Here is a 16,138-nt window from a genome sequence, read left to right as displayed (position 1 = left end):
TTTAAGACTCCTGATCCCCATTGTACAAGACAGGACGAATGTTCGGAACCGTTGGTGTTGTCATTCCTTCACCCAGATAATAGTCAGTCAACAAGGATTGCATATATCCTTTCACCGCCAGTCCATTGCGGTAAGCCGGATTATGCGACAGCGTGTAGATGCGGACATCGGACGGTATCGTTGTTGTGTACAGACGCAGTTCTTTGAAATCACTCGTTTCATAGAGAATTTCCTCTCTCCAATCCCCCAGCAGATCGCCATAAAGTACTGGGGCGTTTCTGGAATTCACGCGAACATCATCAGCTGTAAACAGACGTGTTGTCGTGTTCTGCTCCCAATCCCACTTTTCCACAAAGTTCTTATCCAACAGCTCGGCGAGCACATCACCATCCCACCAAATTCTGAAATTGGTCGAGGGCTGGACTGAGCTGATCACTTCACCGTGCACATTGTAGATATTGCCTGAACTGGACCACATCTCAAGCCCATTGTGCCGTGGATCAATATCCGCCAGCGTTCCCCGTGCCACGTCCTGCGGAATTTCCCCTGTACGAATAATATCGCCCGTTGCCGCATCGGCATAAAACCAAGGAAATTGATTGACGTTTCCATTCTCCGCCTGCTGAATCCCGAATTGCTCCAGCCCCGGTCGATCCGGATCAATGTCAGTAATGTGGAAACGATCGCCATGGACTACACCCGGCAGACTGTACAAGGTCTCTCCATTATCATCCAGTGCCCAGCCTCCGAATGACACCTCATCCTTCCCATCCCCGTCAAGATCCAATATACGAATCTGGTGGAAAAACTCACCGTCCGCTCCAGCATGTCTCCAACGCTCGGTCAGGGCACCGTCTGCATAATCATAGGCTGACGTCACATACTGAAAATTACGGCTAAGCGCACGATTCTTGAGCGCCGTAATCAAGCTTGGATGTTCACCATCCAGATAAGCAATGCCAAAGTGCCACTGAGCGGACCATCGGCTGCATAATCATTGGTTATCGCTGTGCGTGCCGCTTCTGTTCCGGTCAGTCCATCCACGACGGACACATATTGAGCACGCTCCGTTGTCGCAGGAACGACCTGACCATCTGCAAACCTCACTCCTTCAAAGGTACGCAGCAGTACTTCAGCCTTCCCGTCACTGTCCAGATCAAATACCGTTATATTGTCGTTGTCCCGCCAGCCTCCAAGTCCCGGCACTCCAAATTCACTGACGGAAGCAGGCGGCGCATTATATGTATCTATCGTTGTGACACTGTATGGACCCAGATCGATCCGCCACAGGAAACCTTCGGTCAGACTGTAGGCTTCCACATATTTATTCCCTCCGTTCACCGGAATTCGGGTGACCACGTATTCATATTCCCCATCACCGTCCAGATCCCCAGGCCAGCCATGCTGCACAAAATAATCGGACGCATTGGACGTTATATTTTGCAGCGGAATACTGAAATAATTACGGATCTCGGGATTGACTGCCAATACAACCTCGGCACTCGCACCCTGTAACCCACCGTCCACATAAGATTTCACGATATACGTATGGCTCTGGGTTACGTCCACATTCGTATCTGTATAATTGGTTCCCTGCGTCAAAGGCTGGTCGTTCAGCTTCACCTCTTCTGTGCCCGTCCGACGATAGATATCAAATGTAACCTGCTGCGGTTCGGTCCCAAGTAGACGCCAGCTCAGATATACCTTGTTCTCTCCCAGATATACGGCAGAAAGGCCTCGTCCCAGATCTTCAACCAGACGTGGTGCAGACCCCTCTGCGGTATCTGCCTGAAGTACTCCCCCTCCCGGTGATACAATACCTGTCCATCCAATAACTCCACTTAACAGCAATGTGAGTAGTACTTTCGTTCCTTTGGCCACAGTTGATTTGGTTTTCATTTACAATTCCCCTCCATCGATGGTTAGTATATGCATAAAAAAAAGCAAAGCCTGTTATCTCTGTCCCTACGAGCCAATCTAATGAGATCGACTGATCTGGTTCAGCAATAACTGCTTTGCCTCCGGATGCCCGGTCAACATGGTCTATCTACCGCTCTAACGGCTTGGTTCCTCCACGATCATAGAAAAAGGGGCCTTTCGCCCAACTGACAGCCAGATGCATCAGCAGTTCGGTCTTTAATTGCTCCCGAATTACAGCATGCTGCTCCTCATCATACAGGTTCGTCCACTCATGAGAGTCAACCGTCAGGTGATACAATTCACCCTTCGTTTCATGCACTCTCGATGCAGACTCCGCGACAGAGCCTTCCATGTACAGAATGAGCTTCCACTCCGCAGTCCGCCACATATAGGCCGGAGCCGAATGAGGTGCCGTTACTCCCTTTCCATGGAATTCACAGAACGTTCCGCGATGCCTGAGATCGCCCAGCAGATCGACACCAGGCAGCATCGGATTCGCTTCAAGTCCAGCTGCGCGTGTCAATGTCGGCACCAGATCCACCAATTCCGCAGGCATCAGATCAATCGTTCCGCGCTTCTGCTCCTGAATGTGGGTACCAGACAATATGAGCGGCACCCTTACACTGCTGTCATACAGATTATATTTGGTGAAGCGAAACTGTCGTTCCCCCAGCATCTCTCCATGATCCGAGACAAATACAATCAGCGCGTTATCCAACCTCCCCTGGTTCTCCAACTTCTCCAAAGCGAGTCCAAAGTAATGATCGAGCCAGGAGCAATTCGCCCAGTATCTGAGCGTAGTTCTCCTTCGCTCCTCCAAACTGCGCTGGTCCCATACCTTCTTCTTGTCGAGGTACGACTGTCGACTATTCAAATTCAGTTCATCGGAAGCTGCCAGGTGAGTCTGCATTTCATCCTCCCAAGGCGGTTGCGGGATATCCGGAATATCTTCCAGCCTGTACAGGTCTTCAAATGCTTTGGGTACATTGAACCCGGCATGTGGCTTCAGGAAAGACAGATAAAAAAATAACGGTCGCTCCGGGTCTATCCCTTCATCCAAAAATTGCAGCGCCTGTTCGGCTACCCAGCCATCCCGATGCTGATTCATTGGAATCTGACTCGTAAGCCCTGTATAGCCATTGACATTTTCCTCACCGCTACCAAAATCCTTGGTCTCCTGATGGTAAGCTTCCAGTGCTTCGGGATGGGAGTCACCCATCATTGTCGCTCCCTGTTCATAATGACCACTTTGACGAGAAAGTCCGATGGATCTTACTTCGAACCCTCGAGTTGAAGGCTCATCTACGCCCTCGCTATGGTTCCAATGTGTTTTTCCGAATCCGGCTGTCTGATACCCTGCGCGGTGCATTAACTCCGGCAAAGGTTCGGAAGGCAGCTTATCTTCCTCGAACAATCCGCCATAATTCGTTCGGACCCCAAGCTGCGACGGATAATATCCCATCATCATAGAGCTTCGGCTTGGCGCACACATTGGCGATTGGCAGACCGCATCGCGGAAAGTGATTCCCTCGGCTGCAAGTTTATCGAGATTCGGTGTATGAATATGTTCATTGAACGTTCCAATACAGTCCCATCGCTGCTGATCCGTCATGAGAAAAATAATATTTGGCTTGTCCTGTGACACGTCACATCCCACTCTCCTTTGGGCTGAAAACTAGGGCGTGATTTAAACGGAGCGGTTACCCCGATTGTGCCCGGTATGCTTGTGAATCTCTTCCCGGTAACGACTTGGCGTCGTTCCCTCGCTTTTCTTGAATAGACGATTAAAGTAACTGGGCTGATAGCCCACCTGCTCCGCAATTTCACTGATCTTGACGTCTGTCGATTCAAGCAACTCCTTGGCCCGGTGGAGCCTTACCTCAGTCAGATAGTCCACAAAGTTCTGCCCGAATGCCTGCTTGAATGCCCGGCTTAATGTGTAGGAATGAATCCCGTGAAGATCTGCCAATTCATCCAGCGATAACGCTTCTGCATACTGCTGCTGCGCATGCTCCTTCATCTGATGAACAGCCATCTGTATCTGCTTCTCTTCCTTGCCTGTGAATTCCTCTACACATACGTGCACAATCCGTTCCCTGAACCACAGGAACAGTTCATCCAGATCATGCAGATGCAGCACCTCTTCATACATTCCTACACCAAACAGTTCAACCGGGTCTTCCCCTAATTGCAAAAGGGTATGTTGTATGCGTGCCAGCAGTTGGAATAAAGCCTGACGAACATGCTTCTCTGGCGCTTCAGATCCGGCATACATGCCTATAAATATGCTGAACTGTTCCAGAGCAGTGTCCTGTTCACCACTACGTAATGCCGAGATGATGGTCTGCTCCAGCTCAAGCGGATAAGCTCCATGTTCATTCACATCCTGCTCTGCCTCCTCATTCATATCAATGATGGTCACATTGGAAGAGAACTGTCTTTTCCTCAACACAGCCCTCGATTCTCTGACCAGCTGTGGGATATGGGAGGCATCTGATGTGTGTTTGCTGATCGAGACTGTCATGCGAACGTTCCATTCCGACTGCACGGCTTCCAGCCAATGCTGGGCCATCCGAGATAATTCTCGCCTGAATTCAGGCATCTCTGGTTGAACCTCTGGAGGGACAGCAAGTAACAGCGCAATGGACATGTCATGGTAATTGATCGTTTCAGCCCGGTAAGGAAGTCCCTCCAACTGCCTGTTCAGCATGTCCGTTGCGGCAAAACTGATCCACTCCTGAGATTCGCTCCGATTTCGCTCTTTAGCCCCATATAGAAGAACTGCACTCGGACGCATGTGAGCAAACAGAATGATGAACCGCTCATCCCGAAGGACCCAGCCCAGCTGTGCCAGGCGTTTTTTCCATTCATGGTCGGATGACAATAACAGATGACCCAGCGTGAGCTGAATCAGCAAGCTTTCCCGGGCGAGTGGAAGCTGCTCTTCCAACCGTTGCTGCAACAATTCTCTCTCCTGATTAACGCCGATCCAGCGCTGTTCAATATGCTTGATTTCATCCAGTTGTACAGACCCATTTGAGCGGGTAGAAGCTGCGGACAACAATTGGGGAGAGGATAACACTTCTGGCGCTATAGCCTCGACCGGTGCTCCAGTCACGGTAAATATTCGCAGTAATTTCGTAAACGGTTTATAGAGCTGGAGCGAACCGACCCACGACAGGATCAGAGCCAGCAATAGTCCCGATCCGTTGACGAGAAGAACAATTCGGGGTACAGACACAATCGGAGCTACAATTTCATTGAGGGGAACCGCAGACAGATAAGTCCAATCGGTACCCAGTCTGCGGAAGGTGCCCGATTGAACCGAGTAGGTCAGTCCCTCATATTCCATCAGGAAAGAAGACAGATTCCCTTCCAGGTTCAACATATGTTCACGGACAGCATGTTGTAATCCACCAAGCGCTTGGTCTTGTGGGAGCATGGGCTTGCCCTGCTCATCCAGCAGAAATGTCGTCCCGCCATTATACGGGGACAAGGTCTGTAACATGTTACCCAGTTGCTTGTTATCCAGCGTGATTGTTAATGCACCCAGTGCATCGTCGCTTCCACCCGGAAGCCGATTCACCATCATCATGGACATGCCATCCATGGAGCGGGACCAATATGTGGCCTGGGGCTGGTGAGTTAGCAGTTCATACTTCTCAATTTCCCCAGCGTCTTTAACAAAATCATATCGTTCAGAATCCATCTTCACGGCCCGTGGTTCCCCCAGATACAACTGAACTTTGCCGATCAGTGTATTGGAATTCTGGATCATCAGCAGCAATCGGTATAGTTCGTGAACCTGTTTATACTTGAATACAAAATCGAGCTCTTTCAGACGGTTATCGAAAACCGGATCGAAGGCCCACTGCGAGAAGGTCAATTCAAGCGCATCCAACTGTTCGCCAACCCACACGGTACGTTGCTCAAACTGATGCAGATGCGTTTGCTGCAAAATCTTTTCCATTTTGACGGTGACCCAGCCATACAACAACACCCCTGTAATGACTCCCGGAATGCAGGCGATCAACAGAATCATCATCAGGCTGCGCCTGAAATAACGTCCTTTGGGTAATGGATCAGCTGTGCGCTTGAATATCATCTGTATGGACCTCCTTTCCGGGAATACCCGCCTGAATGCAGACTTATCCTTTGACCGAGCCGATCAGGGCTCCTTTGGCAAAGTGCTTTTGTATAAACGGATAAACCACCAGTACTGGCAATATGGCTACAATGATCGCGGCCATCTTCAACATTTCTGTCGGCGGTGTCTCCACCTGCTGTCCAGGCGCAACCAGATCAATGTTGGATGCATTCAGCAGCATATTTTGCAGCAATACTTGAATGGGCCATTTCGCAGAATCGTTCAGATATAACAGGGCCGCGAAGAATTGATTCCAGTACCCTACGGCAAAAAACAATCCAAAGGCAGCAAGCGCAGGCATCGATAAGGGCAACACAATCGTGTACCAGGTTCGGATGGCACTACAGCCATCAATGGACGCTGCTTCGCTGATCTCTGCAGGCAGGCTGTCGAAGAAATTTTTCATCAGCAACACCGTCCAGCCATTGGCGAGCGCAGGCAGGATCAGTGCCCAGATATTATTGATCAGCCCCAGTTCCCGCACCAGCAGGTAATTTGGAATGATGCCCGGGCTAAACAAGATGGTTAGTACAATCAGGAACATCAGTATTTTTCTGAAGTGAAATCGCTTCTGGGACAGCGCATAAGCCAGAGAGGATGATACAGCCAGGCTGCACACCGTGCCGACGGTTGCCAGAAATGCACTGTTCCCCAGCGAGCGTGCAAAGGCAGGCGTGGATAACAAATACGTATAGGCTTCAACAGACCAGCGTTCCGGGAAGAGTACGATCTTCTTTTGCAAATACTCTCCGGGGTCCGTGAATGAAACAACGAAAACATAATATAGCGGGAAAAACATGACCACAGCCAATAGTCCAAGCGTAACCACATTCAGGGACTGTCCAATCCGCTCACTCCATTTCATGCGATGCATTCGAAACCTCCTCTCCATTGATCAATGGCTGGTACGGATATGGGTAGGGTACCGGTACTAACTAATAGACGCCTTCCTGACCCAAGCGCTTTACCACACGATTTGCGACAACGACCAGCACCAGACCAATTACGGATTTGAACAGTCCAACCGCTGTACTGTAGCTGAAATCGCCCTGCTCAATCCCTGTGCGGTATACATAGGTGTCGAATACTTCGGCCACTTCAGATACAGCGCCGTTGTACATAAGGAAGATTTGCTCAAACCCAACCTCCATGATATCTCCTAGTCTTAAAATCAAAAGCACGATGATGACACTGCGGATGGCAGGCAGCGTAATGTGCCAGATCTGGCGCAATCGTCCCGCTCCATCCATGCGTGCCGCCTCATACAGCTGAGTATCCACACTCGCCATGGCGGCCAGGAACACAATCGTGCCCCAACCTGCTTCCTTCCACATTGCTTGCAGGGTGACCATGATCCAGAAGCTGTCGGGGTTCGTCAATATATCCACGCGGGGCCATCCCCATAAAACGAATAACTCGTTAATCAGCCCCGTTCCTTTGGCGAACAGCAGCAGCGTTAAGCCGGCAATGATTACCCAGGAGAGGAAATGCGGCATGTAGATAATCGTTTGAATCAGTCTCTTATACGCCACACTTCGCAGTTCATTGAGTCCCAGGGAGATCAGGATCGGAAAAGGAAAGAAGAATATCAGATTGAGCAGGCTGATCGCCAGCGTATTTCGAAACAACAAGGCAAAGTCCGGATTATCAAAGAGTGCTGTAAAGTGCTGCAAACCAACCCACTCACTGCCCTGAATCCCCCGAAAGGGCGAGTAATCCTGAAACGCAATGATAATGCTCCACATCGGGATGTATTTGAAAACGAGGAAGAACAATATGCCTGGCAGTGCCAGCACATATAACGACCGGTCACGCCGAAGTGCGGACAGCAGGTTTAACCTTTTCTTTTTGGATGAAGTCTGCTTCCCCTTAACCGTACTCATTCGTTGCTCATGGGTGCTCATGGTTTGCAGCTCCTTCCCTCAGATTCACTGTCCATTTCTTTTCTTGTAGGCTTCGGTCATCTCATCACTCACGGCCTGGAAATTCAAATCATTCCGCAGGGTTTCCACAAAGGCATCCCAAGCTTCAATCGGCTCCCGGCCCAGAATAATCTTTGCTTTCAGATCCTGGATCTTCTTGTTGAGTTCAGGCAGCACCTTCTGCCCGGTCTCGGATTGAAGGCCAGCAGCCAGATCCGCCACGCTCGTTTTGTCTCGCTCTGCCTCCACTTTTTTGAACAGTTCATTGGCCCGGGTCTCTTCATCGGTTTCACCAGTGGTATCCCAAGGCAGGTCGATGACGTTAACGATATGATTGAAATCCGACGCGTTATCCGCCGTCAACTTTTCACTACTTGCGACCTTTTTGCCATCGACCACTTCATAATGTGTACCTTCAATCCCGAACTGCTGGATTTCAAACACTTCCGGATTCATCCAGGTATCGACGAGTTGGAGAATTCGTTTCATCTTCTCTTCCGGCACACTGGCAGGGATCGCCAGAATACCGTTGTACCCCGAACCCTTCGGATTATATCCATTCAGATTGGTCAGAGGATAGAAATCCGTATATTTGAAAGAAGGATCGACCTTCTTCAGGTCATCGGCATAGATTTTGCGCATCGTGCCTGTCTTGTCCACGATAATACCCGCCTGATTGCGCTTGAACAGTTCTCTGGCCTGCGTCAGCTTGAGCGAAAGCAGATCTTCCGGCATCATGCCGCTGCTATAGGCTTTGGTTAGATATTGAAGGGATTCTTTCACCTCGGGCAACAGCTCCCTGTAGACCAGCTTCCCCTGAGACTCATCCCATTTCCAACTGCTATTGGTTCCGATAAAAGAACTCTCAATGGCACCGAGAACGGGGCCCAGATTACCTCCCCAGCCGAGATCATCGGGACTAATATACGCGGCAAGTCCTGTGGTATCTTTGGTTCCGTTACCATCAGGGTCCTGCTCTACAAAAGCCTCCATCACGTTGAATAACTCATCCGTGGTCTCTGGCACCTGCAAATTCAATCGGTCAAGCCAATCCTTGCGGATGATGAAAAAAGAATCTCCAGTTACCGGACGAGGCCGCGGGATACCATAATTGTTGCCGTCTGCTGCCTTGGTCGTATCCCATGCAATATCAGGAATGCCTCCACTGAGATTCGGATAGTCCTTGATATAAGGGGTGATGTCCCAGAAAGCACCTTGTTTGACCATCTTGGTGAAGGTACTTCCAAACGGATCATTAATCATGATCAGATCAGGTATATCCCCGGAAGCCAGTGTCAGATTGAGCTTGTCACCATAAATATTGTTGGAGACCCACTGGATATTCATTTTGGAATTAGTCGCTTCTTCAATGGCGCGTTTGATTACATTATCATCAGCAGCGGGGACAGCACTTGGCGTGATGGTCATAATGCTGACTTCCAACGGATCGTCTGCATTGCCGCTGCGGCCACTTACCTGTCCTTCTTCTGTACTTCCGCATGCACTAAGCACCACGGACATGACCATGACAACCGATATGATCCAGGCCAGATTACGGGTGTTACGTTTCCCCACTTTTTGCATAGGCTTTCCCATCCTCCTTAGTCTCTTAAACCTATAGTCTTAATCGGATTAACGATTAAAAAAGGGGCTTTGACAGGCCTTTGAAGAAGATTCTTCCTGACCGGTCAAAGCTTTCACTCACTATAACGAACACCCGTATTTCCTGCAATTGCACTTTTTTGCACCTGTTAGAAACGGTAGAAATGCGCCATGAACGCTTTCACTTCAACGATAGGGTCTGATGATGCGCTCGTCCCATACTTATGCTCTTCGGATGGTCATATAATCCATTGATCGCTGACTGGCAAAATTCCGGCCTTGATCACGGATTTGTTGAGTAACTGCCTTCATTAGACAGGCTTGAGAGATTTCGGAAAGGACCAAGACTTTTTTCAAAATAATGATACGCGTTCAAATCCGCCATACGAAATTCCACCTCCAACAAATCACTCCGTATCCATATTCGTTAGTCATAGTGTACATCATGCCAACATTTATGGAAATATCTGTGGCAAAATATTACCATTGGATAAAGTTACACTTGGGTACTTAATTGCACGGGGGAAATTCACTATTATCAAGGAAATATTAACCAATAAGTGGTAGACTAATAAAAAGTATTTATCTTCAGCAAGCTTAATGGGAGGTCTTTATTATGTTTGGTGTTAACGTGAAAAAAATAGAAGATCAACTGGTCATCCGGTGGCAGTTTTCCAAAATTGAAATTCCCATCGCACATATCACATCGGTCACCCTGGATGATACATATGGTGGTAGCGAACCATCCGCCATTCGGATCGGTCCAGTCAATGGAACAAGCGAGAGGATTCTGATTCGCACGGTTAATCAATCGTACATTTTATTCACTTCCAGCGTAAATTTATATACCAATATCCAAGCTATGCTTCACCCGTCAAACTAGATTCTTGTTCGAACCGGATTCCCATGTTTCTCGGAAGAGGGGTTCCATTTACATATGTACGCCACAAAAAAAAGCATTAGTATTCGCATTATTTCTTACAGCGAATACTAATGCTTCTCTGATTCCAATACATGCTTGGCAGTGGAGTTCTTATAACCAACTCCACTTCGGTAACTGATCGAGCGTAATAACCTCTGCGCTATGGTACACTTCCTTCAAAAATGCCACATCATTATGCGTCCCGTCTCTCAGGAATCCACCTGTCCAGGTACAGAACCAACTCCAGTGTACATCCTGTTTCTTCATCTGCTTGGGGTCCGGAATGGAGCCGTTCTCGGCCAGTGCAATGATTTTGCTATCCTTCACAAGTTCACGCAGGTTGGCGTAACGTGTAGCCAGCGGGCTGTGGTCTCCTGCTTCAGGGTATACATCTACACTGACAATATCCACAACATCATCACCTGGATACCATTCCGGTTTTTCCGAGTTCCAGACCCAGAGGAGATTGTGCAGCTGATGCTCTTGAACCAAGCGATCATACAACAAACAATATAGCTGTTTGGCAGGTTCGGGCCCTTTCGCTCCCCACCAGAACCACCCACCTTCTGCTTCATGAAGCGGTCGGAATAATACAGGTACACCAGCATCCTTCAACTCTTGCAAGTGAACTGCAATCGCATCGACATCCCGGATCAATAACTGATATGCTTCCGATTCAGTATCAGCCAGCGCGGAGGCAAGATCATAGGTGGTGGCATCCGTATAGAACCCCCTCCACCACTCTTTGCCAGGTTCATCTAGCAGATCCGTTGGTGCGTTCCAGTGCCAGCATAGTGTCACGATCCCGCCTTGCTTGTGCCAGTCTATCGCATCCCGAATCTCCTGAGAGACCGCACCGCGATCTGTTCTTGAAGGGGAATATTCCATGAGATCAAAGCCAATAACAGCTGGCTTCCGGCCTGTATTTTCATTAATCCAGTTAAGATTGCTGTAATCCTGCTGGCCTGACAACATCCCTTTTCGATAACGCTCGACCAGGAACGCCATCAACTCTTTTGCTTCGGATGTCGCTGCTTTATTCACCGGAACTCTGCTGATCTCACGCACTGTCATCTCTACACCTCCAATTGGGTTTACCATGTTAACCCACTACACCAGAACGTTCAATACTCTCCACGAAATAACGTTGCACGAATAGGTACAAAATAATCAGCGGTGCAATCGCCAGCAAAATGCCTGTATCCACGATCATGGCCACATAGTTTGGATCGGCCTTGATGCCCGAGTTCGAGCCAAAGCCCATCAGTTGCGGAATCAATTGGTTCGCCTGAGCCGGTAAAGAAGCCACTTTCAGTGAAATCAGCGGACTTTCGCTCATGAACAGTGCCGAATAAAACGTATCATTGTACTGCCAGACAAACGAGAACAGAATGACCGTAATCAGCGGCGAGATTGCATTAGGCAACATGATACGGGCAAATGTCTTGAATCCACCTGCGCCGTCAATCAGTGCGGCCTCCTCGATTTCCTTCGGCATCCCCTTGAAAAACTGCCGGAAGATATAGATGAATAGCCCCGCCTTCAGCCCTCCTGCCGTAGCAGCCGTAATCATTGAAGGCCAGTACGTATTGAGCAGGTTAATCCCGTTTTTCCCCGTGAACAATTGGATGATGCCCATAAAGTCGAAGCTGCGGAAATGCAGATACATCGGTACCATGAGCGTACTTGTCGGCACCAGAATAGTCAGAATCACCAGGATAAAGAGCACATGGCTACCCGGAAACGAGAACCGGGCGAAGCCGTATCCGGCAAGTGCACAGGATATCGCTGTCAGAAGCGTTGTGATGGTAACAAAGAGTAAGGTGTTCGCCAGCAAGGGAAGAAAATCCATCACTTGGGCTGCAAGCCGGATGTTATCCAGTGTAAAATGCTGGGGAATCATATAGATCGTCGGATTGTAGATATCCTTCTTATCCTTGAACGCGACTGAAACTTTGAGAAATAACGGATATAAAATAATAAATGAAATTCCGATGACCAGTGCATATCTGAATATGGAATAGAGAAGGTCCGATGTCTTGTTTCGCACCCGCTGCATGTGGTAATTCTGTTTTGGAACCACCACCATTCGATCTGTTCCTGACGCAGCCATAATCTGAAGCCTCCCTCAACGTTAAACCGTCAGTTGTAATGAACCCGCCGTGACAATACCCAGCCCACTACGATCAGTACAAGGCCAATCACCAAGGTATATAACCAGGACATCGCCGAGCTTAAGCCAAAGTTCTGGGTTTTGAATGCGGTCTGATAGATAGCCTGTGTGACCGGACTTCCGGCAAATGAATCAATAATGGTATAGATGACATTCGTCAGAATCAACGGACTGACCATGGGAAATGTAATTTTCCAGAATGATTCATAGGCTGTTGCTCCTTCAATCTTGGCAACCTCGTACATCGATCCCGGCACCGATTGCAGCGCGGCGAGGAAGATCAGAATCTGGACACCTGAACTGCTAATAATCTCATAGATCCGCATGATGGCTTCTACAATATAATCCACATAGGCCATCGGCAATCCCACATCCGCCAGCATCCGCACAATGGATACCACGTTGAACGAAGCCCCGCCATCCGCAGATGCATCGACCGCACTCGCATCCCCCATCAGATTGATTAATCCCGCAGACTCAGCTGCTGCAACTGCACTGGAAGCCAGAATAACCGGCAAGAAGAAGATTGCACGCGCCATCGTTCTGCCTCTGAACTTCTGGTTAAGCAGTGTCGCCGTGAACAGACTGAAAAACAGTATCATCGGCACATTCAGCAGCATCGCTCCAACCGAGTCGACCAGAATCCGGTTGAACGTCGCGTCAACCAGAAGCGCATCCTTGAAGTTTTTAAATCCAACGTATTCCAGGACGTATCCGCCCGGAGCAACAGACAGATTACTCAGACTGAACCGGATGGATTGCAGGAGTGGCGTGGCAAAGAGGAAGATGAAGCCGACCAGCCACGGCGATATAAATGCAAGTCCAAGCAGCGCTCTCCGTGACTTCAGCGATAATCGAATGGTTCTCATCGGTTCACTCCTTCCACCACATAATCCGTCCCGCCAACTGTTGTTCCATCAACAGTAACTGAATCCACATTGTAATTCACAAGGATGGATGTACCGCCCGTATAAGTGATCCGGACCACGCCATCCTGGATGCGTTCATGCTTCAGGATCTGCTCATTCTCCAGTTCTCCCAGCACTTCATTCGCCTGCTTATACAAGGCAACAGCGTCATCCACCCAATAGCCATACTCAGTCGCGTAGGCCGAATCATAATTCGTAAGTTTCAGCCGGGAAGATGGTTCATATGTCCATTGAAAATACGGAGCTGCCCCAAGCTCCAGGCTGCGCAGCAATTGTTTGCGGAGATCCTGATCCCCCGACGTGTTCATCGGAGATGCAGCATAGTTCATGTATCCATGAATAACCATCGCATAAAAAGGAACTTCTTCATCGGTAATATTGAACCGACTCGACCCTGCGGGTACATTCACAACATGTTGTGCACTTCCCCAAGCGTAGCTATTTGCTGCTGATATCATCAGGTTTGGATAGGATTGTTCCAGCTGTCCCAGCTGTTCCTTCACAATGTTCTTCGCCGTCTCCCGATGAATTACCCGACTATCCCGATAATCGGAAGTCAGGACTTGCCCAAGATCACGGAGGGATAATCCGCCGAGGTCCAGTTTATTGAATTTATTGACAAACTCAGTAACCACATAAGGGAGCTTGGCCGCTGAGAGCAGAAAATAGCTGTCCTTGCTCTGATCCATGCGATTAAGGGCAGGACTGTATGGATACAGTTCTGCTGTCTCTTTCGTGACAAAGCGTGCCGCATCCGAAGAGGGAGCAAAGCGCATATCATCGTGATAAATGTGCTGGAAAGCCACATCCGGGAACAAGGCTCCGCCAGACTGCCCAAGCTTAGCGGACAACGCCTGAAGTTCGGAACGACTGCCTACTTCACTGTCCAACTTCACCTGGGTTGGCATATGATGACTGATCCCACCGCCGAACCATCCCTGATACCGCATTTGCACGCGGTTTACACCTTCCTGCTGCAACTTCGCCGCCATTTCAGTAGCCTGTTCGTACGTGGTCATAGCTAGAGTGGAACGATAGGGCACGCCCAGGAACGAAGCCTCTTTGTCCACCGCACCAAGTACATCTACATAGAACGGCAACTCCGTCTGTTCTGCGCGTGGCTTCAATATATCCTGCTCTATCAATTGCTGCTGATACAGACGGGCCATGCCCGAGTAACTGGCATCTTCTCCATGAAGGAAATGATAACGCACCTGGATATCTCCACGGAAAGGCTCTTCGCTAAGCAGCTGAATCTCCTGCATTTTCTGCGAGGTATACATCTCTAGCTCATCCTCACCCCGCAGGGAGAAGGTCGCATGCACATGGTTGTAACTGTTCTGCCTGCCTCCAATATCTGCAGAGATACTGGCAATGCCGTCCCCTTTTTCAATCACCGCAAACCAGGCATTCTCCCCGTTCTTCAGACCAAACACAGGCATATACGCTGATTCACTAACCTGAGGACGACTGAGCGAATTATCATTTGGGTCTGCGCCATAGACGCGCTGTACATACTGTTCTTCTTGGGTTTTCCCGTTGTTCAGGTGGATCAGGCTGCCTGAACCGTCAGGCACGAGCATGTAACCCTCGCCCTTTGTATCCGCGGCACCAAAATAAGCGAGCAAATCAATATTCCGAATGCGGTATTGCCCACTTTCCTGAACTTGACTCAAAGGGACGGTTACGACAAGTGCGCCCTGATCCAGCCGGTATTCCACAGGAATCACGAAGCTGGGCTTATCCGATACGCCTCCGCCTTCGACCCCGTTCTCCTGATTGTCAAAGGCCAGATCGTCCGCCGTGTAACCCGCCGTCTCAAAGGCTCCCAACATCTTGTTCAGCACAAGCTGCTTCGAGATCTGTCCATCCAGCCGCTCCAGAATATCCGGATTGTTCTTGGTTGGATAATAACGGGCAGATGTGTATCTTGCGACAGTAGCATCCAGTTTGGAAAGAACCTTCTCCTTCAGGCGCTGTTTGCTGATCAACTTCGGCAGTGCGTCAATGCCAAGCGACGTATCACCAAGCGTATAGTTCACCCGAATCCCCTGATCGATCTGCCCCACAGTGAATTGCTTGTTGCTGATGCTGGAACTGAAATTCGGAAAGTTCTCCAGTGTACCCATAGCATCCCGGAAAGACACGTTCAGTTGGGAGGACAGCACTTCTTTTTCATATGCGGAAGCGAGACTGTCCCCATCCCGTTCTTTCGGGTTACTATACCAGATCTCTCCACTTTTCCCGTCACGTACTGCAATTTCTGTTGTCTCCTCGTTGTAGTACAGGGCCAACCCCTGATCTTCGGCGACCAGTTGCATACCAGGCACCCCCTGCGAAGAGTCGCCAAGGAACTGCAACGGTTTCTCCGTGACGGGCATGGCTTGGGTTGTTGTATCCAGATAAGCCGCGGCTTCTACGGCAGGAACCCCCCTGTTGTTTATATACAGCAGCCCGGCTGCAATCATGATTACAGCTGCACCACCAGCCAGCACCGTATATAGTCGTTGCCTTTTGTTCACG

12 protein-coding genes are annotated in these 16,138 nt (G+C 49.4%); 1 reads left to right on the top strand and 11 read right to left on the bottom strand.

What is annotated here, in order from left to right:
• Nucleotide 1: 1 nt before the first annotated feature.
• The 7 genes from M1D71_RS07910 to M1D71_RS07880 all read right to left on the bottom strand — a co-directional run bounded on the left by M1D71_RS07910 (nt 2) and on the right by M1D71_RS07880 (nt 9,573).
• The gene (locus tag M1D71_RS07910; RefSeq protein WP_458125990.1) at nt 2-928 is read right to left on the bottom strand and encodes a rhamnogalacturonan lyase family protein; all 927 of its coding nucleotides are present in this window, start codon (nt 926-928) and stop codon (nt 2-4) included.
• Nucleotides 925-1,899, bottom strand: a complete 975-nt coding sequence (locus M1D71_RS07905) for a rhamnogalacturonan endolyase family protein (protein ID WP_458125989.1) — start codon at nt 1,897-1,899, stop codon at nt 925-927. Before M1D71_RS07905 ends, M1D71_RS07910 begins: the two co-directional genes overlap by 4 nt.
• 148 nt (nt 1,900-2,047) lie before the next feature.
• A complete protein-coding gene (locus tag M1D71_RS07900) occupies nt 2,048-3,565 on the bottom strand; it encodes a sulfatase family protein (protein ID WP_458125988.1) in 1,518 nt (505 codons plus the stop codon).
• Nucleotides 3,566-3,607: 42 nt separating this feature from the next.
• A complete protein-coding gene (locus M1D71_RS07895) occupies nt 3,608-6,025 on the bottom strand; it encodes a helix-turn-helix domain-containing protein (RefSeq protein ID WP_458125987.1) in 2,418 nt (805 codons plus the stop codon).
• 43 nt (nt 6,026-6,068) lie between these two features.
• On the bottom strand, nt 6,069-6,941 hold the full coding sequence (locus M1D71_RS07890; protein ID WP_074094251.1) for a carbohydrate ABC transporter permease: 873 nt from the start codon (nt 6,939-6,941) through the stop codon (nt 6,069-6,071).
• Between the two features lie 61 nt (nt 6,942-7,002).
• Complete coding sequence (locus M1D71_RS07885) at nt 7,003-7,971, bottom strand: ABC transporter permease (protein WP_458125986.1); 969 nt, start codon at nt 7,969-7,971, stop codon at nt 7,003-7,005.
• A gap of 24 nt (nt 7,972-7,995) precedes the next feature.
• A complete protein-coding gene (locus M1D71_RS07880; RefSeq protein ID WP_458125985.1) occupies nt 7,996-9,573 on the bottom strand; it encodes an extracellular solute-binding protein in 1,578 nt (525 codons plus the stop codon).
• A gap of 634 nt (nt 9,574-10,207) precedes the next feature.
• On the opposite strand from M1D71_RS07880, the gene M1D71_RS07875 reads away from it, so the two are divergent.
• Entirely contained in the window at nt 10,208-10,474 is a 267-nt protein-coding gene (locus tag M1D71_RS07875) for a SunI/YnzG family protein (protein ID WP_458125984.1), read from the top strand.
• Nucleotides 10,475-10,624: 150 nt separating this feature from the next.
• On the opposite strand, the gene M1D71_RS07870 is transcribed toward M1D71_RS07875, so the two are convergent.
• Genes M1D71_RS07870 through M1D71_RS07855 form a run of 4 tightly spaced genes read right to left on the bottom strand, consistent with a single transcriptional unit; the run spans nt 10,625 to nt 16,137 of the window.
• Nucleotides 10,625-11,587, bottom strand: a complete 963-nt coding sequence (locus M1D71_RS07870; RefSeq protein WP_458125983.1) for a glycosyl hydrolase — start codon at nt 11,585-11,587, stop codon at nt 10,625-10,627.
• A gap of 28 nt (nt 11,588-11,615) precedes the next feature.
• Complete coding sequence (locus tag M1D71_RS07865) at nt 11,616-12,626, bottom strand: carbohydrate ABC transporter permease (RefSeq protein WP_458125982.1); 1,011 nt, start codon at nt 12,624-12,626, stop codon at nt 11,616-11,618.
• 29 nt (nt 12,627-12,655) lie between these two features.
• The gene (locus M1D71_RS07860) at nt 12,656-13,555 is read right to left on the bottom strand and encodes a carbohydrate ABC transporter permease (RefSeq protein ID WP_076327086.1); all 900 of its coding nucleotides are present in this window, start codon (nt 13,553-13,555) and stop codon (nt 12,656-12,658) included.
• Nucleotides 13,552-16,137 (bottom strand): DUF5696 domain-containing protein, encoded by a 2,586-nt coding sequence (locus tag M1D71_RS07855; RefSeq protein ID WP_458125981.1) that lies wholly within the window; start codon nt 16,135-16,137, stop codon nt 13,552-13,554. The genes M1D71_RS07860 and M1D71_RS07855 overlap by 4 nt, the downstream gene beginning before the upstream one ends.
• Nucleotide 16,138: the final 1 nt, after the last annotated feature.

The organism is Paenibacillus sp. Z3-2 (assembly GCF_054161325.1).
The sequence above is the reverse complement of the archived record's forward strand: the minus strand, read 5'-3'. Positions and strand labels throughout refer to the sequence as shown.